The sequence below is a fragment of the Paenibacillus sp. FSL P2-0089 genome, assembly GCF_038595095.1.
GTDB lineage: Bacteria > Bacillota > Bacilli > Paenibacillales > Paenibacillaceae > Paenibacillus_AQ > Paenibacillus_AQ silagei.
The window spans coordinates 6,747,038-6,771,535 of sequence record NZ_CP152006.1 but is presented as its reverse complement, the minus strand read 5'-3'; the positions used below and the strand labels follow the sequence as shown (position 1 = coordinate 6,771,535).

The 24,498-nt window shown below is 51.5% G+C and carries 20 protein-coding genes; all 20 read left to right on the top strand.

What is annotated here, in order from left to right:
- The first annotated feature begins 10 nt into the window (after nt 1–10).
- The 20 genes from atpA to NST69_RS28715 all read left to right on the top strand — a co-directional run bounded on the left by atpA (nt 11) and on the right by NST69_RS28715 (nt 24,432).
- A complete protein-coding gene (gene atpA, locus NST69_RS28810; protein ID WP_342547766.1) occupies nt 11–1,522 on the top strand; it encodes a F0F1 ATP synthase subunit alpha in 1,512 nt (503 codons plus the stop codon).
- 111 nt (nt 1,523–1,633) lie between these two features.
- Complete coding sequence (gene atpG / locus NST69_RS28805) at nt 1,634–2,503, top strand: ATP synthase F1 subunit gamma (RefSeq protein WP_076084536.1); 870 nt, start codon at nt 1,634–1,636, stop codon at nt 2,501–2,503.
- 52 nt (nt 2,504–2,555) lie between these two features.
- Complete coding sequence (gene atpD, locus NST69_RS28800; RefSeq protein ID WP_036721719.1) at nt 2,556–3,953, top strand: F0F1 ATP synthase subunit beta; 1,398 nt, start codon at nt 2,556–2,558, stop codon at nt 3,951–3,953.
- Between the two features lie 63 nt (nt 3,954–4,016).
- Entirely contained in the window at nt 4,017–4,433 is a 417-nt protein-coding gene (locus NST69_RS28795; protein WP_036699230.1) for a F0F1 ATP synthase subunit epsilon, read from the top strand.
- Nucleotides 4,434–4,704: 271 nt separating this feature from the next.
- On the top strand, nt 4,705–4,962 hold the full coding sequence (locus NST69_RS28790; protein ID WP_209868443.1) for a DUF1146 family protein: 258 nt from the start codon (nt 4,705–4,707) through the stop codon (nt 4,960–4,962).
- Nucleotides 4,963–5,159: 197 nt separating this feature from the next.
- The gene (murA, locus tag NST69_RS28785) at nt 5,160–6,536 is read left to right on the top strand and encodes a UDP-N-acetylglucosamine 1-carboxyvinyltransferase (protein ID WP_339251876.1); all 1,377 of its coding nucleotides are present in this window, start codon (nt 5,160–5,162) and stop codon (nt 6,534–6,536) included.
- A 275-nt stretch (nt 6,537–6,811) separates the two neighbouring features.
- Nucleotides 6,812–7,978: a stage II sporulation protein D gene (gene spoIID / locus NST69_RS28780; protein WP_342547765.1), complete on the top strand. Its 1,167-nt coding sequence runs from the start codon at nt 6,812–6,814 to the stop codon at nt 7,976–7,978.
- Nucleotides 7,979–8,039: 61 nt separating this feature from the next.
- Nucleotides 8,040–8,777, top strand: a complete 738-nt coding sequence (locus NST69_RS28775) for a M23 family metallopeptidase (RefSeq protein WP_339251872.1) — start codon at nt 8,040–8,042, stop codon at nt 8,775–8,777.
- A gap of 221 nt (nt 8,778–8,998) precedes the next feature.
- A complete protein-coding gene (gene spoIIID, locus NST69_RS28770; RefSeq protein ID WP_019915029.1) occupies nt 8,999–9,286 on the top strand; it encodes a sporulation transcriptional regulator SpoIIID in 288 nt (95 codons plus the stop codon).
- Nucleotides 9,287–9,413: 127 nt separating this feature from the next.
- Nucleotides 9,414–10,412 (top strand): rod shape-determining protein MreB, encoded by a 999-nt coding sequence (mreB, locus tag NST69_RS28765; protein ID WP_036699265.1) that lies wholly within the window; start codon nt 9,414–9,416, stop codon nt 10,410–10,412.
- A 49-nt stretch (nt 10,413–10,461) separates the two neighbouring features.
- Nucleotides 10,462–11,340, top strand: coding sequence for a flagellar hook-basal body protein (locus tag NST69_RS28760; RefSeq protein WP_340957550.1), 879 nt, complete (start codon nt 10,462–10,464; stop codon nt 11,338–11,340).
- 71 nt (nt 11,341–11,411) lie between these two features.
- Nucleotides 11,412–12,233 carry a flagellar hook-basal body protein gene (locus tag NST69_RS28755; protein ID WP_340957552.1) on the top strand — a complete coding sequence of 274 codons (822 nt, stop codon included), beginning with the start codon at nt 11,412–11,414 and terminating at the stop codon, nt 12,231–12,233.
- Nucleotides 12,234–12,242: 9 nt separating this feature from the next.
- Entirely contained in the window at nt 12,243–12,482 is a 240-nt protein-coding gene (locus tag NST69_RS28750; protein WP_036699259.1) for a DNA-directed RNA polymerase subunit beta, read from the top strand.
- Between the two features lie 304 nt (nt 12,483–12,786).
- Entirely contained in the window at nt 12,787–13,209 is a 423-nt protein-coding gene (gene fabZ, locus NST69_RS28745) for a 3-hydroxyacyl-ACP dehydratase FabZ (RefSeq protein ID WP_209988942.1), read from the top strand.
- 47 nt (nt 13,210–13,256) lie between these two features.
- Nucleotides 13,257–14,975: a phospho-sugar mutase gene (locus NST69_RS28740; RefSeq protein WP_340957557.1), complete on the top strand. Its 1,719-nt coding sequence runs from the start codon at nt 13,257–13,259 to the stop codon at nt 14,973–14,975.
- 147 nt (nt 14,976–15,122) lie between these two features.
- Nucleotides 15,123–17,162 (top strand): DUF5693 family protein, encoded by a 2,040-nt coding sequence (locus NST69_RS28735; RefSeq protein WP_036721699.1) that lies wholly within the window; start codon nt 15,123–15,125, stop codon nt 17,160–17,162.
- Nucleotides 17,135–18,304, top strand: a complete 1,170-nt coding sequence (gene csaB / locus NST69_RS28730) for a polysaccharide pyruvyl transferase CsaB (RefSeq protein WP_036721697.1) — start codon at nt 17,135–17,137, stop codon at nt 18,302–18,304. Before NST69_RS28735 ends, csaB begins: the two co-directional genes overlap by 28 nt.
- Before the next feature lie 7 nt (nt 18,305–18,311).
- Complete coding sequence (locus NST69_RS28725; RefSeq protein ID WP_036721695.1) at nt 18,312–19,070, top strand: WecB/TagA/CpsF family glycosyltransferase; 759 nt, start codon at nt 18,312–18,314, stop codon at nt 19,068–19,070.
- A gap of 113 nt (nt 19,071–19,183) precedes the next feature.
- Nucleotides 19,184–20,311 (top strand): MraY family glycosyltransferase, encoded by a 1,128-nt coding sequence (locus tag NST69_RS28720; RefSeq protein WP_036721693.1) that lies wholly within the window; start codon nt 19,184–19,186, stop codon nt 20,309–20,311.
- Nucleotides 20,312–20,508: 197 nt separating this feature from the next.
- A complete protein-coding gene (locus NST69_RS28715) occupies nt 20,509–24,432 on the top strand; it encodes an S-layer homology domain-containing protein (RefSeq protein ID WP_036721691.1) in 3,924 nt (1,307 codons plus the stop codon).
- Nucleotides 24,433–24,498: the final 66 nt, after the last annotated feature.

Genomic DNA, 24,498 nt, shown 5'->3' with positions numbered 1-24,498 from the left:
GGTGAGGATATTGGGCATCAGACCTGAAGAGATCAGCACTTTGATCAAAAGTCAAATTGAGCAATATAAAGCCGATATCGAAGTGGCCGAAATTGGCACCGTCATTCAAGTCGGCGACGGTATCGCCCGTGTCTACGGTCTGGAAAACGCAATGGCAGGGGAACTGCTGGAGTTCTCCAACGGGGTAGTGGGCATGGCGCTTAACCTGGAAGAAAGCAACGTCGGTGTTGTTATTCTGGGTGAATACAAAGAGATCCGCGAAGGCGATCAGGTTAAACGTACCGGCCAGATCATGCAGGTTCCGGTTGGCGAAGCCATGCTGGGCCGCGTTGTAAATGCACTGGGCCAGCCGCTTGACGGCAAAGGACCGATTGCTACTACAGAATTCCGTCCGGTTGAACATAACGCGCCGGGGGTTATCGACCGTAAGTCGGTACACGAACCGATGCAGACGGGGCTAAAAGCAATCGATGCCATGGTGCCAATTGGCCGCGGACAACGCGAGCTGATCATTGGTGACCGTCAGACAGGTAAGACAGCAATCGCAATTGATGCGATCATCAACCAGAAGGGCAACGGGATGAAGTGTATCTATGTTGCTATCGGACAAAAACAATCTACTGTTGCACAGGTAGTAGAAACCCTCCGCCGTCATGGCGCGCTGGATTACACTATCGTTGTAACCGCGTCGGCTTCCGAGCCTTCTCCGCTGCTCTATATTGCTCCGTACGCAGGCTGCGCTATGGGCGAATACTTCATGTACAAGGGCGAGCATGTGCTTGTAATCTATGATGACCTTTCGAAGCAGGCTTCGGCTTACCGCGAATTGTCCCTGCTGCTCCGCCGTCCACCGGGCCGTGAAGCCTTCCCTGGTGACGTATTCTATCTGCACTCCCGTCTGCTGGAACGTGCGGCCAAGCTTAGCGATGCGCTTGGTGGTGGTTCATTAACCGCCCTGCCATTCATCGAAACACAGGCTTCTGACGTATCGGCTTACATTCCAACGAACGTAATTTCGATCACAGACGGCCAAATCTTCCTTGAATCCGACTTGTTCAACTCCGGTCAGCGTCCGGCAATCAACGTAGGTATCTCCGTATCCCGTGTAGGGGGTTCCGCACAGATCAAAGCCATGAAGAAGGTCGCCGGTTCCCTGCGTCTGGATCTGGCTCAATACCGTGAGCTTCAAGCCTTCTCCCAGTTCGGCTCCGATCTGGACAAATCAACGCAGGCCCGACTGAACCGAGGCGCGCGTATGATGGAGATTCTGAAGCAGGGTGTGAACCAGCCGCTTAGCGTTGAACATCAAGTGCTTAGTCTGTACACCGCTGTCAAAGGACATCTGGATGATATTCCTGTCAAGGACGTTAAGCGTTTCGAGAAGGAATTCCTGGCCTTTATCGACAGCAGTGCAACTGAAATCCTGAAATCCATCGCGGATACCAAGGATCTGACAGCAAACAACGAAGCAGCGCTCAAGGATGCTATCGAGAAATTCAAAAGAGGCTTTGCTACAAGCTAATATATAGAGTTTACCGTTTATGCTTACGAAGTTAGCTTTGGTACGCCAAAGCTCAGCTTATGCTTACGAAGTTAGCTTTGACCTACGTCAAAGCTCTAAGGTGGTGAAATCATGGCAAGAAGCATGCGCGATATTAAACGTCAAATTAAGAGCGTTCAGAACACCAGACAGATCACCAAAGCGATGGAGATGGTCGCTGCATCCAAGCTGCGCAAGGCGCAGGAGAAGGCGGAGGCAGCCCGTCCGTATTCAGAGAAGCTGAAAGAGGTCGTCTCGAGTATTGCTGCCGGTACGCAGGATCTCCAGCACCCGATGCTGGTCAGCCGGCCTGTCAAAAAAACAGGTTATCTGATCATCACCTCGGACAGAGGTCTTGCCGGCGGCTACAATGCGAATATTCTGCGTAAAGTAACGATGCTGATCGCAGAACGCCATAAGTCCAAGGATGAGTATGCGCTGTTTGTGATCGGGCGCAAAGGCCGTGACTTTTTGCGGCGCCGTGAATATCCCATTGTAGAAGAAATCACCGAGCTGTCCGATACCCCGAAATTTGCCGACATCAAGTCGATTGCCTATTCGGCGGTTAACCAGTTCGAGACAGGCGTCTATGATGAGATCTACATTTGCTACAACCGGTTCGTTAATGCGATCAGCCAGGTTCCGACTGTAGACAGACTTCTGCCTATGGAAGGCGTTGGGGAAGGCGGGCATCACGGAGCATCTGCTGCTTATGAATACGAGCCTTCACCTGCAGGCGTGCTGGAAGTTCTGCTTCCGAAATATGCCGAGACTTTAATCTATGGTGCTCTTCTGAACGGCAAGGCCAGTGAGCTGGGAGCTAAGATGACAGCCATGGGCAGTGCAACGAAGAACGCGTCAAAAATGATCGGAGAACTTAGACTTACGTACAACCGTGCCCGTCAGGCGGCCATTACGCAAGAAATTACCGAGATCGTGGCTGGTGCGAACGCGCAGTCTTAATATGAGTGGGCTTAAGGTCCATATGTAACAGCTTTCGAGGAGGGAAATGAAGATGAACAAAGGACGCGTTGTGAGCATTATGGGTCCGGTTGTCGATATTGAATTTGAACGCGGCCAGCTGCCCGAGATATTCAACGCCATCAAAATAGTTGCGAGCCTCAGCGATGGCCGCAGCATGGATCTGACTCTTGAAGTTTCCAATCATCTTGGAGATAACCTGGTGCGCTGTATCGCCATGTCCTCTACAGATGGACTGGTTCGCGGGATTGACGCTATTGACCAGGGAGCGCCAATCTCGGTTCCTGTGGGTGAAGCAACACTTGGCCGCGTATTTAACGTACTTGGTAATCCAATCGATAACGGTGCTGAAGTGGTGGCGGCTAGAAACCCGATCCACCGTCTGGCTCCTACCTTTGATGAATTGTCAACTCAGGCAGAGGTTCTGGAGACCGGAATTAAAGTTATCGACTTGCTGGCACCCTATGCCAAGGGCGGTAAAATCGGCCTGTTCGGCGGTGCCGGCGTAGGTAAAACAGTAACCATCCAGGAATTGATCAACAACATCGCACAGGAACACGGCGGGATCTCCGTATTCGCCGGCGTTGGCGAGCGGACACGTGAGGGGAATGACCTCTATCACGAAATGACCGATTCCGGCGTAATCAAGAAAACGGCCATGGTCTTCGGACAAATGAATGAGCCTCCGGGCGCGCGTCTGCGCGTAGCACTGACCGGTCTGACTATGGCGGAATATTTCCGTGATGTGGAAGGCCGCGATACGCTGCTCTTTATCGATAACATCTTCCGCTTCACTCAGGCGGGTTCCGAAGTATCTGCCCTGCTCGGCCGGATGCCATCTGCGGTAGGTTACCAGCCTACGCTGGCTACAGAAATGGGCCAGCTGCAGGAACGGATTACGTCCACGAAGAAAGGCTCTGTTACATCCATCCAGGCGATCTATGTGCCTGCGGATGACTATACTGACCCTGCACCGGCTACGGCATTTGCCCACTTGGATGCAACGACCAACCTGGAGCGTAAAATCTCCGAAAAAGGGATTTTCCCTGCGGTTGACCCGCTGGCTTCCAGCTCGCGGATGCTGGCACCGGAAATCGTCGGCGAAGAGCACTATAACGTGGCACAAGGCGTTAAGCAGCTGCTGCAGCGTTATACCGAGCTTCAGGATATCATTGCCATCCTCGGTATGGATGAGCTGAGTGAAGAGGATAAGGTCATTGTGGCCCGCGCCCGTAAGGTTGAGCGCTTCCTGTCCCAGCCGTTCCACGTAGCAGAGCAGTTCACCGGCTTCAAAGGCAAATACGTGCCGATCAAAGAAACCGTACGCAGCTTCAAGGAAATCCTGGAAGGTAAGCATGATGATCTTCCGGAAGTAGCGTTCCTGTTCGTAGGCACGATTGAAGAAGCCGTGGAAAAAGCGAAAACGTTGTAACCCTAAGCATGCTTATGCTGGGGGATCGGGCTTTATTCTGTAAAGCTTTGAGGAGGAATGGAAGTGAATACCTTTTTGCTCGAAATAGTTACTCCGGAGCATCTGGTCTACTCCAAGCAAGTGAACAGTCTGACGGTACGCGGTGTGAATGGTGAACTGGGGATTCTCCCGGGACATATTCCGCTCGTCACCCCGCTTCAGGTTGCTCCGCTTAGCGTTAAGGCGGACGGCGTCACAGTCTCCATCGCTGTGCATGGCGGTTTCGTTGAAGTGCACAAAGATAAGGTAACGGTGCTGGCTGAAAGTGCTGAGCTGCCCCGGGATATTGACGTGGAGCGCGCTGAAGCGGCTAAGGAGCGGGCTGAGCGCCGCCTTAAGCTGCAAAGCAAGCAGGATGAGATCGATCACCGCCGTGCGGAGCTGGCATTGCAGCGTGCTGTAACGCGGATCAAAGTTTCGACCGGCAAAGGACAACAGTAGCAGATAAGCGGTCAAGCCCTGGGCTTGACTGCTTTTTTTAGAATTTATATGTTTTGGGGCCCCCGCAAAGTACCTGAGTCATCATCGAAGCTAAAGCCCACTTTGTGGGGGAATTTAGCTAGCGCAAATCTAGCAGATTATGAACATATCGTCATCAGATCTGCATATAAAGACCCAATTGTTTAAAATTTCGTAAAAGTACTGGATTCTTTTCCCCTGCACAAGTATGATATAAGAGTCGATTTCCGAGTACCTAACACAGGGGGCTAATATGAACACACGCTTATCCGCTGAGTTGTCGGGTGCGATCGGCACCAGCAATATGATTTCGATGATTATCTCTTTGATCTGTGTTGCATTATCCTGGTGGGCACTTCAGAACCTTAAGCTGGATTTGGTCATAAGATATCCCAAGAGCCCTCAGGGCAGACTGCTGCACCTGCTCTTGGCGATTGTTCTGGGTCACTTCGTGGCCGGGTTCCTGCTTGATTACCTGGGCTGGAGCGGACTTATCGCACGGATGTTTTAACGGCAGCGGCTTTGGTTATATCTGTATAGGCCAACATAGTGAAAAAAGTGTCGAATAATAAGGTTTTATTATGTCAACACTGAAGTTAAGCAAGGAATCTGCACCTAAGACGCAATGGCGGAATATTCAATATCTTAACAGACGAATTTTAACCTCAAAATTAATTTCAGAAATAATGGACGCGGAGGGAAACCGAAATGAGCAAATTTATCGTCCGCGGTGGCAACAGATTGACCGGGAGCGTGAAAGTCAGCGGCGCAAAAAATTCCGTACTACCGATCATAGCCGCCTCTCTATTGGCAGAAGAAGGAGTCAGCGTCATTGTGGACGCACCTCCGTTAGACGATGTAATGACGATTAACAAGGTATTGGAATCTCTGGGTGCAGGTATTACATACCAGAACGATGTGATTGAAGTAGATGCCACTAATATTACTTCCTGTGAAGCACCATATGAATGGGTACGCAAAATGAGGGCTTCTTTCCTGGTTATGGGCCCACTCCTGTCCCGTATGGGGCATACTCGTATTTCTCTGCCTGGCGGTTGTGCCATTGGAACTAGGCCGATTGACCAGCATTTGAAGGGTTTTGAAGCGCTTGGGGCCGAGATTAGTCTGGGCCAGGGCTATATTGATGCGAAAAGTAACGGGAGACTGCGCGGCGCTAAGATTTACCTGGATGTGGCCAGCGTAGGTGCGACCGAAAATATAATGATGGCTGCCGCGCTTGCCGAAGGCACCACAGTGATTGAGAATGCGGCGAAGGAGCCGGAGATTGTCGACCTTGCCAATTACCTGAACGGGATGGGCGGCATTGTGCGCGGAGCCGGAACCGGAGTAATCCGGATTGAAGGCGTAGAGCGTATGCATGGCGTAAGACATCATGTCATTCCTGACCGGATCGAAGCTGGAACCTACATGGCGGCAGCGGCGATTACAGGCGGTGATGTGTATGTTGAGGGAGCTATTGCCGACCATCTGGGTCCGGTGATTGCCAAGATGGAGGAAATGGGCGTTACGATTATCCCGGATGAGAACGGAGTCCGTGTCATCAGCGACAAGCCGCTGAAGGCTGTCGATCTCAAGACATTACCTTACCCGGGATTCCCGACAGATATGCAGTCACAGATGATGGCGCTGCTGCTCCGCTCGGAAGGAACCAGCGTAGTGACAGAGACCGTCTTCGAGAACCGGTTCATGCATGTGGATGAATTCCACAACATGAACGCGGAGATCAAGATTGAGGGCCGTTCTGCAATCGTGACCGGCAATGCCAGTCTGGTCGGCGCTAAGGTATGTGCTACGGACCTGCGTGCAGGAGCTGCGCTTATTTTGGCAGGACTTGTGGCGGAAGGCACAACAGAAGTTAGCGGAACGCATCACATTGACCGCGGGTATGTGCACCTGGCTGAGAAGCTGTCAGGACTTGGTGCGGACATATGGCGGATTTCCATGGAAGAGTCGGCTGCTCCTGCTGCGAAGGAAGAAGCACTTAAGCCTGAACCGGCCAGAAGCGAATCCTCCAAAGCCGAAGAGATCAGACCCCGTTTCCAGATTCAGCCGTCTTGGGTATAATAGTTATTCTTAAAAATATGAGGACCAGCCGCTAAGCGGCTGGTCCTTTTTTGAAATATAAGAGTTTATATGTTGCACACGATAAATTATCCTTCTATTTCTCGCTGAAACGGTACCGTCCTTTAAAAGGACGGCAAAGCCGTTTCCACTTGGGAAATTTACCTTATATGTTCCGGGGGATTCCGCAACTCTCTTTCTCTCAAAATCCCGTTCTAGCAGGTGCCGCAAATTCATATCTATAAGAATCACCGGTGCTTACGGAAGGAGCCATAGAAATGAAAGAGTTAATCAACCTGCGGCGCATTCTGAAGCGTCCGCGCAGCGTAGCGCGCGTGCGGCGGCGCGGCGCACACCCGCTGCGGCGGCTGGCCCCCGCCGCCTGGCTGGCAGCGCCCCTGCTGGCGGCGCTACTGCTGCCGCTGGCCGTTGTCCCGCAGCGCGGGGGACAACAGCCGCCGGCGCCCCCGGCCGTGCCGCAGGCCACGGCCGCTCCGGCGCCGCCGGCAACGGCTGCCGCAGAGGCGCCGCAGCCGGAGGTCTCCGTCTATTTGTCGCGCAGCGGACAAATAGAGACCCTGCCGCTGGAGGAATACGTCAGCGGCGTACTGGCGGCCGAGATGCCGGCCGAATTTGAGCTCGAAGCGCTCAAGGCGCAGGCCGTAGCGGCCCGCACGTTCATTGCCCGCCGTCTGGCCGCCGGCGACCACAGCGGGGTCCCCGTTCACGAAGCGGATGTGAGCGATACGGTAAGCCATCAGGCTTACGTATCCCAGGCCGTGCTGGAACGGGACTGGGCGTCCGGCAGCAAGCGCGCCGGCCTGGCGAAGATCCGCCGCGCGGTCTTGGAGACGCGCGGGACCATAATGACCTATCAGGGGCAGCCGATCACGGCTTCCTTCTTCGCCTCCAGCGGAGGGTATACGGAGAACTCCGAGGAGTACTGGAATGATGCGGTTCCCTACCTGCGCAGTGTAGCCAGCCCGTGGGAGCTGCAGATCACCCCGAACCTGGCGGTAAGCTACACCTTCAGCAATTCGGAGCTGAGCAGCAAGCTGGGCCTTGGAACCAAGGACCTTCCGGTAGCAGCCAGTCTGGGAGCTTCGGGCAAGGCAGTGCCGGTCTCCGCTCAATCCTCCACCAGTTTGCCAGCGGAGGTGCTGTCGCTTACAGCCGGCCACCGGATCAAACAGATCTCTATCGGTGGGAAGGTGTTTACCGGGCGGGAAGTGAGAGAGAAGCTGGGGCTGCGCTCGAGCCAGTTCACCTGGAAGCGCCAAGCGGGGAAGGTGCAGATCACCACGTATGGTAACGGCCACGGTGTCGGCATGAGCCAGTGGGGGGCGAACGGAATGGCGAAAGAGGGCAAGACCGCGACCCAGATTCTCAAACACTACTACAGCGGGGTCTCTTTTACCGGAATCTCAACTCTCCTGAAAAAATAATCTGCAAGATACGTATAAAAGCGAAGCGCCCGGTAACACTGGTTACTGAGGTGATAACCATATGAATGAACAAGACAAAATCAAATCAACCCATGATGAATCTCTCAAAAACAAGCAGGGAGATTCAGGCGCCAAGCCTTCTTCATGGAGCAGACTGTTATCCAAACGGTGGGTATTCCCGGCAGTCTACACGGCGGCAGCGGCACTTATACTAACCTTGGTGTGGGTCTATCAGGATGCCGGCCAGAAGCCGCTGAATCCCGACAACGCCGCGGTAGTATCCCAAGGTGAGGCCGGCAGCAAAACCGGAGCCGCAAACGGTGATCCCGAAGCCCTGGAAGTTGTCGCATCAGCCGAAAGCCTGGTCTGGCCTGTAGCAAGCCCGAGTGAAGTGGAAGTGGTCAAACCGTACTACGATGAGAACGGCACGGAAGAGAATCATATTGCGGCGATGGTGCAGTACAACAATACCTTTGTCACCAACACCGGAATTGATATTGCCCGTGAGGACAACAAGACGTTTGATGTGAAGGCGGCACTCAGCGGTGAAGTCACCAGAGTGGAAGATGTTGCTGTACTGGGTAAGGTAATCGAGATTACCTCCCCTGGTGATTTGAAGACGGTCTATCAGAGTCTGGGTGAAACCAAAGTGAAGCAGGGCGACGAAGTGAAGCAGGGCGATACACTGGCTACAGCGGGACGCAATGAGATGGAGAAGGGTCTTGGCAACCATGTGCACTTTGAAGTGCATGAGGACGGCAAGATTGTGAATCCTTCGGATCTGCTTCCGCAGCGCTAAGCCGAATGATCAGCAGGGGGCGGAAGCCTCCTGTTTTTTTTCTACCTGAAATGGACAGTCCGGCAGGTTCTATTCTGGAAATGGGGCCGTGAAATGCAGTGAATTGGGTTGTCCGACAAATAAAATGAGCCTTCCTGAGCTTGTCATGTCCTGAAAGCGCGAATATATAGGCCCGCCCCTCATATAATGTACCAAACTATTCACAGTTGGGAGGCGGGAGCGTGCACGATTACATCAAGGAACGTACCATTAAAATCGGACGCTGCATCGTGGAAACCAGGCACACGGTCCGGACCATAGCCAAGGAATTTGGCGTTTCAAAAAGCACGGTGCATAAAGATTTAACCGAACGGCTGCCGGAAATCAATCCGGATCTGGCTGATCAGGTGAAGCACATTCTCGAATATCACAAGTCCATCCGTCATCTTCGGGGGGGAGAAGCCACAAAAATTAAATATAAGAAAACGACAGGTAAGAAGCGTGAGGTTGCCGTAGCCTCAAAGCCATAAGATTTTCGGATTTTCGCGCCATAATTCAGGTTTAGTCCATTGTACTCACCCCCTAAAGTATGGTATTTTTAAATTTGGTACAATCTTCTTTTCTCATTTAAAATAACACTTTGGGGGCTCTTTCATTATGCTTAGCAAGGATATCGGAATCGATCTCGGCACAGCCAACGTGCTCATTCATGTCAAGGGAAGGGGAGTCGTTCTGGATGAACCTTCCGTGGTCACACTTGAAAGTGATACGAAGCGGGTCCTTGCGGTTGGTGAACAGGCACGCCGGATGGTCGGGCGGACACCTGGAAATATAACGACGATTCGTCCGCTCCGTGACGGGGTAATCGCCGACTTTGCCATTACGGAAATGATGCTCAAATACTTTATTGACAGCGTTGGCGGCCGGACCTGGTATTCGCGGCCCCGTATTTTGATTTGTGCTCCCACCAATATTACATCTGTGGAAACGAAGTCCATCCGTGAGGCGGCAGAGCGCAGCGGGGCCAAAGAGGTCTTCATGGAGGAAGAGCCCAAAGCTGCAGCCATTGGCGCAGGAATGGACATTTATCAGCCTAGCGGAAATATGGTCGTCGATATTGGCGGCGGAACGACGGATGTAGCCGTATTGTCTATGGGCGACGTCGTTACCGCCTCTTCCATTAAGATCGCAGGGGACAAGTTCGACGATGCCATTTTAAGATATATTAAACAGAAATATAAGCTACTGATCGGTGAACGCACGGCGGAAGATATCAAAGTGACCATCGGCTCGGTACGTCCGGGCGGCATGAAGGCAGAGATGGACATCCGCGGGCGTGATATGGTGAGCGGATTACCTCAGACTCTTACCATTTCATCCGGCGAGGTGAAGGAAGCGCTGTGGGACCCGGTTTCGTCGATTGTGGCTGCGGCCAAGTCGGTGCTGGAGCGTACGCCTCCCGAGCTGTCGGCAGATATTATTGACCGTGGAGTGGTGTTGACCGGCGGAGGCGCCCTGCTTAACGGACTGGACGAGCTGCTCTCCGAACAGCTGCATGTTCCGGTCTGGGTGGCTGAAGATCCGATGCACTGCGTCGTCAAGGGCACGGGAATTATGCTGGATCATTTGGACAAGGTGGTTAAGAAAAAGTTCTAGCCTGCCGATAATAAGGGAGAACAGCAGATTCCAGGAAGGGACTGACCTCATGCTCAGAGGATTATATACAGCCGCAGCAGGAATGGTGACGCAGCAGCGCAGACATGATACGGCGACGCAGAACTTGGTCAATTTAAATACTACGGGGTACAAGCAGGTCGACAGTGTCAGCCACGCTTTTCCCGAGGTGCTGGTCACCGCGATGAACGGGGGCGCTGCTAAGACTGTCGGACGGATCAATACCGGGGTTTTTGCCGAGCAGTCCGTCTCCCAATACCTGCAGGGCGACCTTATTGAGAGCGGCAAAAGCGTAGACTTTGCGCTGTCTACCGATCTGCAGGTTCCAGACCCGGAAAATCCGGGTACCAATCTTGCTTTTGACGGCTCGGGGAAATATATCAGTCCGGATGGCGAGGTTACTTACCGGCCCCAGGCGTTCTTTACGGTTCAAGATAATGAAGGCAATAATTTATATACACGTAACGGAAGCTTTACAGTTGCTCCTACAGGGGAAGTGCTTAGTTCTGGCGGATTCAAGGTGCTCGACAGTAACGGCAATCCACTGCGATTGACAGGGCCCCAGGATAACCTTAAAGTGGACGGGCAAGGTAATTTGATTGATAATAGGACCGGGCAGCCTTCAGGCACCCGGATCGGAATCAGCGTCGTCACAAGACCGCAGGAGCTGGTGCGTGACGGCAACGGGGTCTTCCATGCTGATGATGCCGAGGCCGCAGACATCCGCTTTTCTAATGGAACGGATATTCTGCAGGTACGCCAGGGCTACCTTGAGAACTCTAATGTGGATGCCACTCAGGTCACTGTGGATATGAACGCCGCTTACCGCGCGTATGAAGCGAATCAGAAAGTGATCCAGTTCTACGACAGCAGCCTGCAGAAGGCCGTGAATGAAGTCGGCCGGGTATAGCCGGGCTGCATGGACCATTACTGATGGTGTAAGCCAGTTTCTTCTTATCAAGCTAGTAGGAGGTTAGACCTGTGAACAACTCGACAATCGGTGCTTCTGTCTCAATGGCCAGTCTGCAGCAGCGGCTGGATATTATAGCGGATAACATTGCCAATATGAATACCAATGGTTATAAGAGCAAGCAAGGCTCGTTCGAGGATGTGCTTACCCGTGTACAGCAGCAATCCAAGGATTATAACCAGCCTGGGCGCAGCATGCCGCTGGGCTTCAATATCGGCTTTGGTGTGCGTGTGCCTACAGTGTCAAGTAATTGGGAGGAAGGCACGCTCCAGGAGACAGGGAAGCCTACGGACTTGGCGCTTCAAGGCAATGGATTGTTCGGCGTTCAGGTGAACGGTGAAACGGCATATACCCGCCAGGGGAATTTCCACTTCACCCCGGATACGGCCAATAAGGATAAGATGATTCTTGTGGACAATACCGGCAATCCTGTGCTGGGTGCTAACGGTACTCCGCTCAGCGTAGGGGCTAATGTAAGTGCTGCTATTGATGAGCGCGGGCAGGTGTGGACTAAGACGGATGAGAAACAGCCGCCTGTCCTGGCAGGCAGCTTAATGATTGTTGAGCCGCTCAGCAAGAATGCTTTGCAAGCTGTGGATGGTAACTTCTATGTATTAGCTGAGGGTGTGACTACTCGGGATGCATTCGTGCAAAGAGCAGCGGGCGAAGCGAAGGATGTAGGCGTTCGTTCAGGCTATCTGGAATCCTCTAACGTGGATCTGAGCCGGGAAATGACGGAGATGATGCAGATTCAGCGTACGTATCAGCTTGCTGCCCGGGCGCTGTCCTCCAGTGACCAGATGCTGGGCCTGGCTAATAACATGCGCGCGTGAGGTGAAGGAATGAGTCGTGAGAAGGTTAAGACTGCGCAGAAAGCAGAAGAGGAGCAGCAGCAGCCGGTGAAGCGGCGCAGGATTAGGGCCTGGACCATTATTCAGTGGTTCCTGATTCCATTGCTGCTGGTTGCCGCACTTGGAGGCGGGCTGGTCGTAGGGTATGTGATCCTCGGCAAAAAGGAACTAAGTGATGTGCTCCTGTGGAGTACGTGGAAGCATGTATATGATCTGGTGTTCGCACCTTAAAGTGTTATGGCATACCGATATCGGAGGCTCCCTTGTTGTGCAGGGGAGTTTTCTTTTTTATACTGAAAAATGTATAATGATGGCGTGCCCTAAGAGCGCCAAAAAGGGCCCTCTCCGCCATGCTGCCGCGTGCGGTGGAGAAAGCCCCTTATCTTAACCTCCACTGCTGCAGGTGGTGAAGGATGATTATAGTTTTTGCCGAAGCTGTCCATATTTATGCAGAGACGGCGGAGAATAAAACAAAAGTGCTGCTGTAGGCGGAGGTTCATAGACGCGGTTACAACCGAAGGGAGCTTTATTAATCATGCTGAATACCAATCAAATTCAAGAAATAATCCCCCACCGGCCCCCATTTCTGCTGGTGGACAAAATTACAGAAATAGAAATGGGCAAACGGGCAGTCGGCATCAAAAATGTAACGGTAAATGAGCCGTTTTTTGCCGGACACTTCCCTGGCTTCCCGGTGATGCCGGGTGTGCTGATTACGGAAGCCTTGGCTCAGGTGGGCGCTGTGGCTATTCTTGGCGTAGAAGCTAACCGGGGCAAAATCGGTTTTCTGGCCGGGCTTGACGGCTTCCGCTTCCGCGGACAGGTTGTTCCCGGCGATACCCTTGTGCTTGAGGTAGAGATTACCCGGCTTAAAGGCAGTATCGGTAAAGGACAAGCCACTGCCAAGGTGGACGGCAAGACGGTAGCGTCCGGCGAGATTATGTTCGCACTCAGCTAGTTCCTGTTATAAACTTATATATTATAGATGGAGAAGGAGAGATTGACATGACTGGATTAAGCCCGAAGGCGCAGGAGACCCTGACACGCTGGCTGCAGGACCCTTCTGTCGACGAGAACACCAAAGAAGAGCTGAAGGCCCTTGCCGGTGAACCTAAGGAACTGGAAGAGCGATTCTATAGAGATCTTGAATTTGGTACAGGCGGTTTGCGCGGAGTCATCGGAGCAGGCAGTAACCGGATGAACCGTTATACAGTCGGCCGGGCTACTCAGGGCTTCGCTGATTACATTCTGGGACAGCATACGGGAGAAGGCAGACCCTCGGTGGTTATCGCCCACGATTCCCGGCGCTTCTCGCCGGAATTCACGCTGGAGGCTGCGCTTGTACTCGCCGGCAACGGAATTGAGACCCACCTGTTCTCTTCCCTGCGTTCTACGCCGCAGTTATCCTTTACCGTCCGTCATTTGAAGGCGTCTGGAGGCATTGTAATCACTGCCAGCCACAATCCCCCTGAATATAACGGATACAAGGTCTACAATGCCCAGGGCGGACAGCTGGTGCCGCATGAAGCGGAGAAGGTTATTGCTAATATTTTGAATGTGGACTCCTTCAACGGAGTGAAGCGCATGTCTCAGGAGGCTGCAGAGAGTGCAGGCCTGCTGCACTGGCTGGGGGCCGAAGCGGACGAGGCATTTACGGATACGGTTGCTGCGGTAAGTGTCAGCCGTGAAGAGATTGCCTCTTCGCTGGGCCGTGACTTCTCCATTGTCTATACACCGCTGCACGGGACAGGCAATCTTCCGGTCCGCCGTGTACTGGAGAAGATCGGCTTCACTCAGGTACATGTAGTTCCTGAACAGGAACAGCCGGATTCCGAATTCTCTACCGTGAAATCTCCGAATCCGGAGGAACGTGAAGCCTTCACCCTGGCGATGAAGCTGGGCGAAGAGCTGAATGCGGATCTGCTGATCGGTACAGATCCGGATGCTGACCGTATGGGTGCCGTGGTTCGTGACAACGAAGGCGAATTTGTAGTGCTGTCCGGGAATCAGTCCGGCGCGCTCATGATTCATTATTTCCTGAGCCGTTTACAGGAACAAGGGAAGCTGCCGGCTAACGGCGCTGTAGTCAAGACCATTGTAACCAGTGAGATGGGCGCTGCTGTAGCCAGCCATTATGGCGCTACGGTATTCAACACCCTGACCGGATTCAAATATATCGGGGAGAAGATGAACCAGTTCGAGCAGTCGGGCGAGTATACGTATCTGTTCGGATATGAAGAAAGCTACGGCTATCTGGCCGGCAACTATGCCCGTGACAAGGATGCAGTCCTTGCTGCAATGCTGATCGCTGAAGCGGGTGCCTATTACAAGGCCCAGGGCAAGACCCTGTACGATGTGCTGCAAGAGCTGTATGCACAGTTCGGATACTTCCTGGAGAGCCTGGAATCCCGCACGCTGAAGGGCAAGGACGGAGTGGCCCAGATTCAGGGGATCATGAATGACTGGCGGACCAGCCCGCCGCACGAAATCGCCGGGGCATCCGTAACGCAGGTGCTGGACTACTCCATGGGACTGGACGGTCTGCCTAAGGAAAACGTGCTGAAATATCTGCTGTCGGACGGCTCGTGGTTCTGCCTGCGCCCTTCCGGCACGGAACCGAAGATCAAAGTGTATTTTGCCGTGGTGGGTGAATCCCTGGACAACGCCAAGCACAAGGTTGCGGAATTGACCAGTCAGGTTATGGCACGGGTAGACGGGAAATAATAAGCAATAGATAACTTCCCTGCGGAAACGGAGCTGCTCCAGATGGACAGACCTCCGTTTCCGCTTAAATTTGCCGGTGGCAAGAGGGTCGGGTCGGCAGCTGTGATGTAAGGCAATCAGCTTTAAAGTGAAAGAGGAGGTACTTTGGTGCAGCAGAAATGGCAACGCTGGAATATAGCATCACGCAAGTGGTTATGGATCATTATGGTGATAGGACTGATCGGTGCACTTCCGGTCGTATACGACCGTCTACAGACAGAGAAGTCTTCCAAATCGGTTGAGTTTGTCTTTGATTACCGCGATCTGGTTGAGGTTGCGAGCTACCGGGAGAACCCGCAGGATTATATCAACGAGCAGTTAGACCGGCTGAAGGCAGCCGGTGTTCAGAGTATGGCTATCTATGAAAATACATTGGAGGATTTCCGCAAGGCGCGCCGCCTGATGATCTGGGGAGCGTCTGATATCGCCAATCTTACCGATACTGTGATTCCGGAGAATGAGAACTATACATATGTCCTCTTTACCAGTGCGAAGAACAGTGAAATGCTCTCACCGGTTATCCGCGATGCCTTCAGCAGACTGGACATCCGGACGGAAGAATGGAACTACCGCGGCCAGCAGGGGCTGATCATCCAGACGCCGTTGGAGGATGCAACGCTCAAGCCGCTGCAGCCGGACCCGATTACACTGGAAATGCTGCACGGGAAGGGCTTCAACATTGTGCCCCGGCTTGTAGACTCTCTGGCATACAATCAGGATGCCGTGAAGAAGCTGCTGGACCGTTACGCCGAGCTTGGCGTCAAGCGGATTCTTTTTGAAGGAGAGTCTGTCAAAGGGTACTCCGATGATGCGGATACGGGCAGTCTGACCGTCTTCGCCGATCTCCTGAAGCAGCACGGGATGGGAATTGCGGCAATCGAGAATATTAAGGTTCAACAGAAGGGCTTCTCCAAGCTGGCCTATATGCTGGATTACAACGTGGCGCGCCTGTATTCACTCAGTGAGGCGGATTCCAGCCTGAAGACTGAAGTGATCGCAGACCGGTTCGCGCTGGGCACCAAAGACCGCAATATCCGTATGATCTATCTGAATACGATTCCTTCCAGAGACACTAAGAAGGCTGCTATCACAGATACGCTGGATAACCTGATTGAGAGTCTCAGCGGACCTGAGGGTGCGGTAGCCAAGATTGAGGCGAACGGCTTCAAGATTGGACAAGCTACAGCCTTTGATGTGAGCGATTCCTCCTTCCAGCGTTACTTCAAGCTGATTGCGGTAATCGGGGCGGTGGCTATGGTTGCGCTGCTGTTCTCCTACTTCATCCCTTGGCTTACTCTGCCTGTATGGGTGCTTGGACTGGTTGGAAGTGCAGGACTGCTGGTTCTGAAGCCGGCATTATTTGAACAGGCGCTTGCGCTTGCCGTAGCCATAAGTGCTCCTACCCTGGCTATAGTGCTGGCTATCCGCAAAATTAATGAGATGGGCCCTCCTTTACGCGCCAATCCGTTAACCTTTGCCGTAATGAGCCCGCGCCGCCGTCTGACCCATAGTCTCGTCCTGTATGTCAAAACCGCTTTAATCACCTTCAGTGCGGTGCCTTTCGTCATTGCGCTGCTGAATAATATTACCTATGCCCTGGTATTGGAACAGTTCCGCGGGGTAAGTCTGCTGCATTTGGCCCCGATCGGGCTTACTGCACTGTATGTGCTTTTGTACCGTGGAGAGTTTGCCTTTAACAAGACAGGTAAGCTGCTGCGGACGCCGATTACACTCGCTATGGTCATTGCCGCCGGTGTGATCGGTATCGTGGGGATGTATTATTTGAGCCGGACCGGGAATGCCGGAAGTGTAAGTGCACCGGAGAAAATCCTTCGGGTCTTCCTGGAGAATACCGTCGGGGTAAGACCGCGTAACAAGGAATTCCTGCTGGCGCATCCGCTCTTTATCCTCGGCGCATTCTTGGCCTATAAATACCGGAGTGCAGCCTTCATCATGATTATTGCTGTTATTGGGCAGTTGTCTATGGTGGATACCTTTGCTCATATTCATTCACCTGTGCTGATCTCGCTGATCCGCGGACTCCTGGGTCTTGGACTCGGCCTGATCATCGGTATTATCGCTGTTGGGGTATGGCAGATTGCGGAAGGATGTTGGAAACGATGGTCACCACTCCTCAAAAAATTGTAATCTCCGGCTTCTACGGCTTCCGCAACAGCGGAGACGAAGCCGTTCTGCAGTCGATTCTGAATGCTCTGCGCAAGCAGTCCCAGGCCGCCGGAATAACGCTTGCACCTGTGGTCTTATCCATTGATCCGGAGTGGACGGCTGCCACGTACGGGGTGGAATCTGTACACCGGATGAAGCTGGGAGAGGTCCGCAGAGCAATATCAGAAAGTGCGGGCCTGATCAGCGGCGGCGGCAGCCTGCTTCAGGATGTTACAAGCAGCAAGACCATTCCGTATTACCTTGGTATTATCAAGCTGGCCCAGTGGATGGGGAAGCCGGTATTTATCTATTCCCAGGGAATCGGCCCGGTGAACCGCAAGCTGTTTCATCCGCTGATCAAATCGATTTTCCGGAAATGTGCCTATATCTCCGTGCGGGATGAACAGTCCCGCCTGCTGCTTCAGTCTATGGGGCTTATTATTGATAAGGTAGAGGTAGTACCTGACCCGGTTATGGGTCTGGAGTTGCCTAAGGATATGAAGCCGGAACAACATACAGGAGCAGATCCGGTAGCTGGGCATACACATAGCTCCGGGCTGCAAGTTGTGCCCGCTACTGTAGGTGTCTCTGTCCGCTTCTGGGAGCAGTCCCGTAAGGAGCTGGACGCGTTGGCTGAAGGCCTGGTGAAGGCTTCTGCGGAGCAACCGCTCCATGTACGCTTTCTGCCCTTCCATCATTCTGCAGACAATGAGGCTTCCCGCTATGTAATGCAGAAGCTGGGCCGGAATATAGAAGACAATGGGGGATCGGTAACGATCCGTGAGGATGCACTTCATCCGCTGCAGATGCTGCGGGAGGTAAGCCAGTGCCAGGCGCTTATAGGTATGCGGCTGCACAGCCTTATCTATGCTGCGGGACAGCGTGTTCCGCTGATGGGCGTCTCTTATGATCCGAAGATTGATCATTTTCTTGGGCGGGTGGATTGTCAGCCGGTAGGCAAGACAGATACACTGGAGGCAGACAAGGTGGCTGCCGGGCTTCTGGAGCTGCTGAGCTCAGGGGAGCGATGGAAGCAGGAGCGGGAGCCGCTGATTGCCGCGCTCACCCAAGAGGCAGAGGCACCGGCCCGGCGAATTGTCCAATATTTCGGCCGTAAAGGATGAGTGACAAGTGAAAGCAGATAGCGCATTACCGACAGTACCCATTTTTGGCATACGAGTATCCAAGGCGGATATGAAGACCACCGTTTCCTATCTGACAGAGGCGGTTCATAAGCGTGAGCCTCATCAGGTAATTACTGCCAATCCGATTATGGTCATGGCGGCGCTGGAGAATCCATCTTATATGGAAATTATGAAATCAGCAGAGCTGGTTGTCCCTGACGGAACCGGAGTGGTGTGGGCCGCGAATTATTGTCAGGAGCCTGTAGCTGAGCGTGTAGCGGGCTTTGATCTTTTACATGAATTATTGCACCAAGGCGAAAGCTATAACTGGAGAGTATATTTGCTCGGTTCAACCCCTGAGGTGATTCGCGAGACGGCTTCCCGGTTACAAACAAGATATCCCGGTATTGTCATCGCAGGATATCATGACGGGTATTTTGGTCCGGCAGAGGATGAACAAATTGTGGGCGGAATCCTTGAAGCGAAGCCTGACTTGCTCTTTGTTGCCAGAGGAGCGGACAGCCAGGAGCCATGGATCGCCAAATACAAAGCCCGGCTGCAGATCCCGGTGATGATGGGTGTCGGCGGGAGCTTTGATGTGATCTCCGGCAAGAGCCGCCGTGCCCCTGTGGCCTTCCAGAAATTAAGGGCAGAATGGTTATACCGGCTGCTCAAGGAACCTACACGTTACAAAAGAATGCTTGCGCTGCCGAAATTCGCAGTAAAAGTGGTACGAGAGAAAGATAAAGTGACAAAAGACCAGTAAAATGAGGAAATTTACTGAAAAAATCCGTGGTATCGCCTAAAAACAGTATTGGAATTTGTTTTTGGTTCAGCGTATAATTCAATGCGGTAGAGAAATGGAGGTCGACTTTTCACATGTTAATCATATACATCGCTGGATTCGTTGTGTGCATGGGGCTTGCACTGCTTTTGACGCCGTTCGTGAAGAAATTCGCCATTAAGATCGGTGCGACAGATGTGCCAAATGCCCGGAAAGTGCATACGAAGATCATGCCCCGCCTTGGCGGACTCGGCATATTTCTGGCGTTTGTGTTAGGCCTGCTTGCCGTATTACCGATTATTCCGTATGACTTCACTCCCCGGGAGGCTAATTTCATTAAAGCGCTGCTATGCGGCGGAGGCCTGATTGTGTTGATCGGCGGTCTGGATGACCGTTTTGAGCTATCAGCCAAAGTGAAGCTGCTGGGCCAGATTGCTGCTGCCTGTATTGTAGTTTTCGGGTTTGGCATCACGGTAGATTTCGTAAATATTCCTTTTCATAATAGCTATTCTTCCTTAGAGAGCTGGATTGCCATCCCTCTGACGATCTTCTGGATTGTCGGCGTCACGAACGCCGTGAACCTGATCGATGGGCTGGACGGGCTTGCAGCAGGCGTATCCGGTATTGCCATTGCTACGATTGCTGTCATGGCTTTCCTGATGGGGAACACCATGGTTGCCCTGCTCTGTCTGCTGCTTCTGGGCAGCATACTGGGATTCCTGTTCTTCAACTTCCATCCCGCCAAAATCTTCATGGGAGATACGGGCTCGCTGTTCCTGGGCTTCTGCCTGGCACTGCTTGCACTCCTCGGCTTCAAACAGATTGCGGTGGTTTCATTCATCACACCACTCCTGATTATCGGAGTTCCGTTATCGGATACGTTCTTCGCCATCGTCCGGCGCAAGCTGCAGAAGAAGCCGATCTTCGCTCCGGACAAAGGCCATCTCCATCACTGTCTGCGCGAGCTCGGCTTCAGCCACCGCCAGACGGTACTGATCATCTACGGCATTGCCGCATTCTTCGGTATCCTGGCAGTCATCCAGACCTCTGCTTCGCTCTACGAAGCCAACTGGGTTACCTTCGTAGTCATCTGCGTCATGCTCTTCTTCCTGCAGATCGGCGCAGAGATCACCGGCGTCATCAGCAAGACCAAGCGCCCGGTGATTGATTTGTTTTTGAGAATGCGGATGAAGGTTGGGCAAGAGCGGGGCAGTAAGTTATAATTTCTTTTGAATCTGAATACGATTCACAAATTGTTTCATTAAATATCGGTGCGTATCCTTCCATAAGGGTACGCTCTTTTTTTTGTCTTATTGCAGATCTGGATGCCGCTTACAGAAAAGTTGGGCGGAGTCCTTCATATTATGGGCTGCTGGACCGATAAAATAATTATCATCAACAAAAGGGAGAGGTTAATGACATGCAGCGCATGAAAAAAACATTTATCTGGACACTTCTGTTCGCTTTATTGGTATCCTTAGTCCCGCCGGGACTTATGAATATTGCGGCGGCTGCAGATAAGCCGACCAGTTACTTTACACCGGATAATCAAAAGCTTCGGAATACGGTTGATCTGACTTTACTTCCATCATCTTCAGTGCCGTCATTGCAAATTGCCAGAGATAATGTATTGCAGGTGACAGATGCAAGCCTGACAGTTACAGGTACCTTTACAAAGGTAACCAGTTCTACACTCGGAGCAAATGTACAATTATTAAATTGGGATCAGCAGAACAACAAATGGCTGGAAGATCCTACACACGTAACACCGGGAGTGGTCCAACTGGATGTTGACAGCCCCGATAACCGTTTCAGTGCCAATCTGACCTTGTATCCTGGTATGAACCGGATTACATTGACCGGATCGCAAGGCAGCAATGACCGCTCAGAAGCATTTTACGTTCTCTTCGATAAGGTTCCTTATGTGGAGAAGCTTCAGGTTCTTGGAGGATCAGAGAAGCTGAATCTAAATGAAGGCGCACAGTTAGTCGTAGCCAACAAGGAAATCACACTTGAAGGTAAAGCGCAGAATGCCACCAAGGTTACGGTTTCCCTTAATGATGGCACTGCTTCAAGCACATCATTATTGCAGGATGGCACTTTCTTTTCCCAGCGTATGGAGCTTAAGCCTGGGGTGAACAGCCTTAAGCTGGTTGTACAGAATGGTTCTGACACACTCAGCTTTCAATATTCAATTTTCTATTATGATGAGAAGAACCCAATAGTCGCTATGTACTTAGGAGATAGTACCGGTCAAGGGCAGGACCTCTTGTACGGTGATCAGCCAGTGATGACAGAGGATAAAGATACTGCCAGCCTATTTGTCCAGATGATGGTTCCAGACAATGCCGGAGTGCCTTTCAGCGGTTCGGCAGTTGTGAAGCTGGATAGTGCAGTACCCGCTATTGAATATGGGGAAGGATTAACCCTTGGAAGTGGTGGTACTGTAGAGTTAAAAGTAGGCAATGGTGAAATTTTGGTGCCATCTCCAATTAAGGATTCGCCTGCTTATCGGCTGGTAACATTTAAAATCCCTTTGACCTTAACAAAGGATAATGCAACACCTGCCAACCGTTTAGAAAAGCAGACGCACAATCTTTCAGTAGCGTATGGAACCAAGACCGTTAACCGGTCCATTGATTTTCAGTATATGAAGAATAACATTGTAATTACAGATATGAAGTATCTGCCTGGATATAACGGAACAACAGGGACAGTACCTGCCGGAGTAGCGCTGAATGGGGCTAAGGTGGATTCTGGAGAATTCTATATCTTGGTTAAAACCAATACAGCTATGACAACCACTCCTGTAAAGCTGCTTGCAAGCTATTTGCCTTTGTCCACCAGAGTTTTAGCGCCGGAATGGATAAAGGCGGTATCGCCAACAGAACATATCTTTAAAATTACGGATTTCCAGAACGGGAATCAGACCGTCCGGTTCAAGATAGATGGCTCATCCTCAAACAAGGATGTTAATATTTCTTTTGCCTCGAAGAGCTACATTTATGTATCCAACCTTACGGATGGGCAGACTTATGTAATTAACTCCAGCGAGAGCAAAGTATTGAACGTAAAGGGACAATATATCGACTTTAATCTGGGTAGCAGCTACTTCCTGGCTGAAATGTATGTGAATGGGTTGAAAATAAAACCTACAGGAACAGAGAAGTGGCCAAATCCAAGTGATGGTGCTTTTTCTGTAGATTTAAAAATTGATGCAAGTGCAGGCCCTATTGTATTCGGGGAGAACAAAATTGTCCTGACAGGAACAGGGGTAGATGAAAAAGGACAGGTTCGTGAGGTCCGCAAGGAACTGCGTGTCTATATTCTTGATGAGAATGTATCAACCATCAGCAAATTCCAGCCGGCCTTAGGCACAGGAAGACCTACATTCCCGGACGCTAATTTTGGACCAACGGATGTACTGCTCACGAAGCTGTTCAATTTGACACCTGATTTTATTTATAATGATACAAAGTATACAACTAGTCTGAAAACCTATGATTTGGTGCTGCGAGGCAGCGGGGCAGTGAAGCTGAATCTGAACATGGGTACCAAAAATATATTGTCGCTTGATATTCCGGCTAACGCCAGTGCTGCTAATACAGCAAGCCCGGTGTTTGCGGATCAACGTTATACTACCAGCTTTGCCGGCAGTCAGAAGGATTTCGTAATGCGGATTCAGGATCTCACCAATGATACACCGGGAACCTACATCTATACGCTGGAACTGATCAACAGCACGGGTGCCAAGACTAGTCAGAAACTGGAGCTGATCCGGGAGGTCAGTGCTTACCGCATTCTGTCTCCTCAGCCCTCTGTAGGGACTCAGTATGTTGTGAACAAGAACTTTGTTCATTTTGATATTGAGGCTGAGGGAGCTACAAGTGTAGTTATTGACAAAGAGCAGGCCGTTAAGCGAACGGATCTGGGACCGGGCAGGTTCGTTCTGGATTACGTAGGCTTGAAGCCAGATAAGGCAAACAGCATCAAAATTCAAATTGTCAGAGGAAGCAGTACAAGTACAGATACTATCTCAATATTCTATACGGGCACTGTAGCAGTTGATTCGCAATACATGGCGCCTAAGGTAGCGGACAAATACAGTGTATTTAATAAAAAGCTAGAATTGACCTTCCCGAAAGGGACTGTAATGCAAAGTACAGATACACGCAATCTGAAGAAGTTCTATCCTGATACCAAACTTCGCTTCGGTATTGCTGAACCGACAACAGGTGTGGTCGAACGCCGTAACGATTATGGCAATGTCATCGGCTTCCCGGTAACATTTGAAGAGAGCGGAATTCCTAACTGGACCATTCCCGATGAATTCTCACTTCGTTTCAGTTCTCCATATGAGAGCAGTAACTTCGTAAGAATATCCGATGTGTACTGGATTAGCGGAGGCTTGGGCGAATTGGGTACAGTATCGACTGGAGGGTACATTCCTGCAACGAATGGCCTGGCTCCATATTCTGTAGATGGTTTGTTCGGTGATCCGCAGACTCCGGCAGAACGCAAGATCACACCGTCCAAGCGGGGGAAACTAACCCTGGCCTTTGACTCCAATGTCGTTGACGATGCGGGGACCGTTGTAACTGTATTCCAATATAACTCCAACCGTGAATGGGTGAATATTGGTGGTACTGTGGATACCAACAAGCATACAATCAGTGTTCCGTTTGATGAATTTGGTTATTACAAGGTTATGAAAATGAGCCGTGGCTATAACGATATTACGAATCACCAATGGGCCCGGAACATTCTTAATGCCCTGTATTCCAAGGGGATCATGAATAATCTTCGTTTTGAACAGTTTGGCACAGACGATCAGACAACAAGAGGAGAGTTCGCGACCCTGCTTGTTAAGGGCTTGAATCTGCCGCTTAACTACGATAGTAATAAGACCTATTCAGATTTGGTTCCAGGGGCCAGTTCAGTAACCTGGGATTATGAACATATTGAGACAGCATCCAGAGCCGGAATTGTGACTGGACTTACCGATGGGGTATTTGGTCCAGATCAACCGATTACGCGTGAGCAAGCAGCTGTGATGATTGCCAGAGCACTCAAGCTGAAGCTGCCGGTTAATGATCAGAAATTAAAGGATGCAGTAGCCAAGTCCTTCCTGGATTCCGGTAAGATAGAGTCCTATGCATTAGCCGCAGTTCAGGCCGTGTCAAAGGCTAAAATTATGAATGGGGCTGAAGTGACCACTACGGGACAAAAGAAGGCTTCGTACAACTTTAATCCTAAAGCCAATATGACAAGAGCTGAGGCTGGTAAAATAGCTGTGGAGCTTTTGAAGAAAAGCACTACAATTTTCCCTAAAACCCTGAGCTAGGCAGTAACAGTCCCAGAGTAAAAACCTTATTCAGGTTAAATTACCATTCGGACATCTTTGTAATCT

Bases quoted from the DNA above. Each gene is read 5' to 3' on its own strand.
- atpG (WP_076084536.1), top strand. From the start codon at position 1,634: ATGGCAAGAAGCATGCGCGATATTAAACGTCAAATTAAGAGCGTTCAG.
- atpD (WP_036721719.1), top strand. From the start codon at position 2,556: ATGAACAAAGGACGCGTTGTGAGCATTATGGGTCCGGTTGTCGATATT.
- NST69_RS28790 (WP_209868443.1), top strand. From the start codon at position 4,705: ATGAACACACGCTTATCCGCTGAGTTGTCGGGTGCGATCGGCACCAGC.
- murA (WP_339251876.1), top strand. From the start codon at position 5,160: ATGAGCAAATTTATCGTCCGCGGTGGCAACAGATTGACCGGGAGCGTG.
- spoIID (WP_342547765.1), top strand. From the start codon at position 6,812: ATGAAAGAGTTAATCAACCTGCGGCGCATTCTGAAGCGTCCGCGCAGC.
- NST69_RS28775 (WP_339251872.1), top strand. From the start codon at position 8,040: ATGAATGAACAAGACAAAATCAAATCAACCCATGATGAATCTCTCAAA.
- mreB (WP_036699265.1), top strand. From the start codon at position 9,414: ATGCTTAGCAAGGATATCGGAATCGATCTCGGCACAGCCAACGTGCTC.
- NST69_RS28760 (WP_340957550.1), top strand. From the start codon at position 10,462: ATGCTCAGAGGATTATATACAGCCGCAGCAGGAATGGTGACGCAGCAG.
- NST69_RS28750 (WP_036699259.1), top strand. From the start codon at position 12,243: ATGAGTCGTGAGAAGGTTAAGACTGCGCAGAAAGCAGAAGAGGAGCAG.
- fabZ (WP_209988942.1), top strand. From the start codon at position 12,787: ATGCTGAATACCAATCAAATTCAAGAAATAATCCCCCACCGGCCCCCA.
- NST69_RS28740 (WP_340957557.1), top strand. From the start codon at position 13,257: ATGACTGGATTAAGCCCGAAGGCGCAGGAGACCCTGACACGCTGGCTG.
- csaB (WP_036721697.1), top strand. From the start codon at position 17,135: ATGGTCACCACTCCTCAAAAAATTGTAATCTCCGGCTTCTACGGCTTC.
- NST69_RS28720 (WP_036721693.1), top strand. From the start codon at position 19,184: ATGTTAATCATATACATCGCTGGATTCGTTGTGTGCATGGGGCTTGCA.
- NST69_RS28715 (WP_036721691.1), top strand. From the start codon at position 20,509: ATGCAGCGCATGAAAAAAACATTTATCTGGACACTTCTGTTCGCTTTA.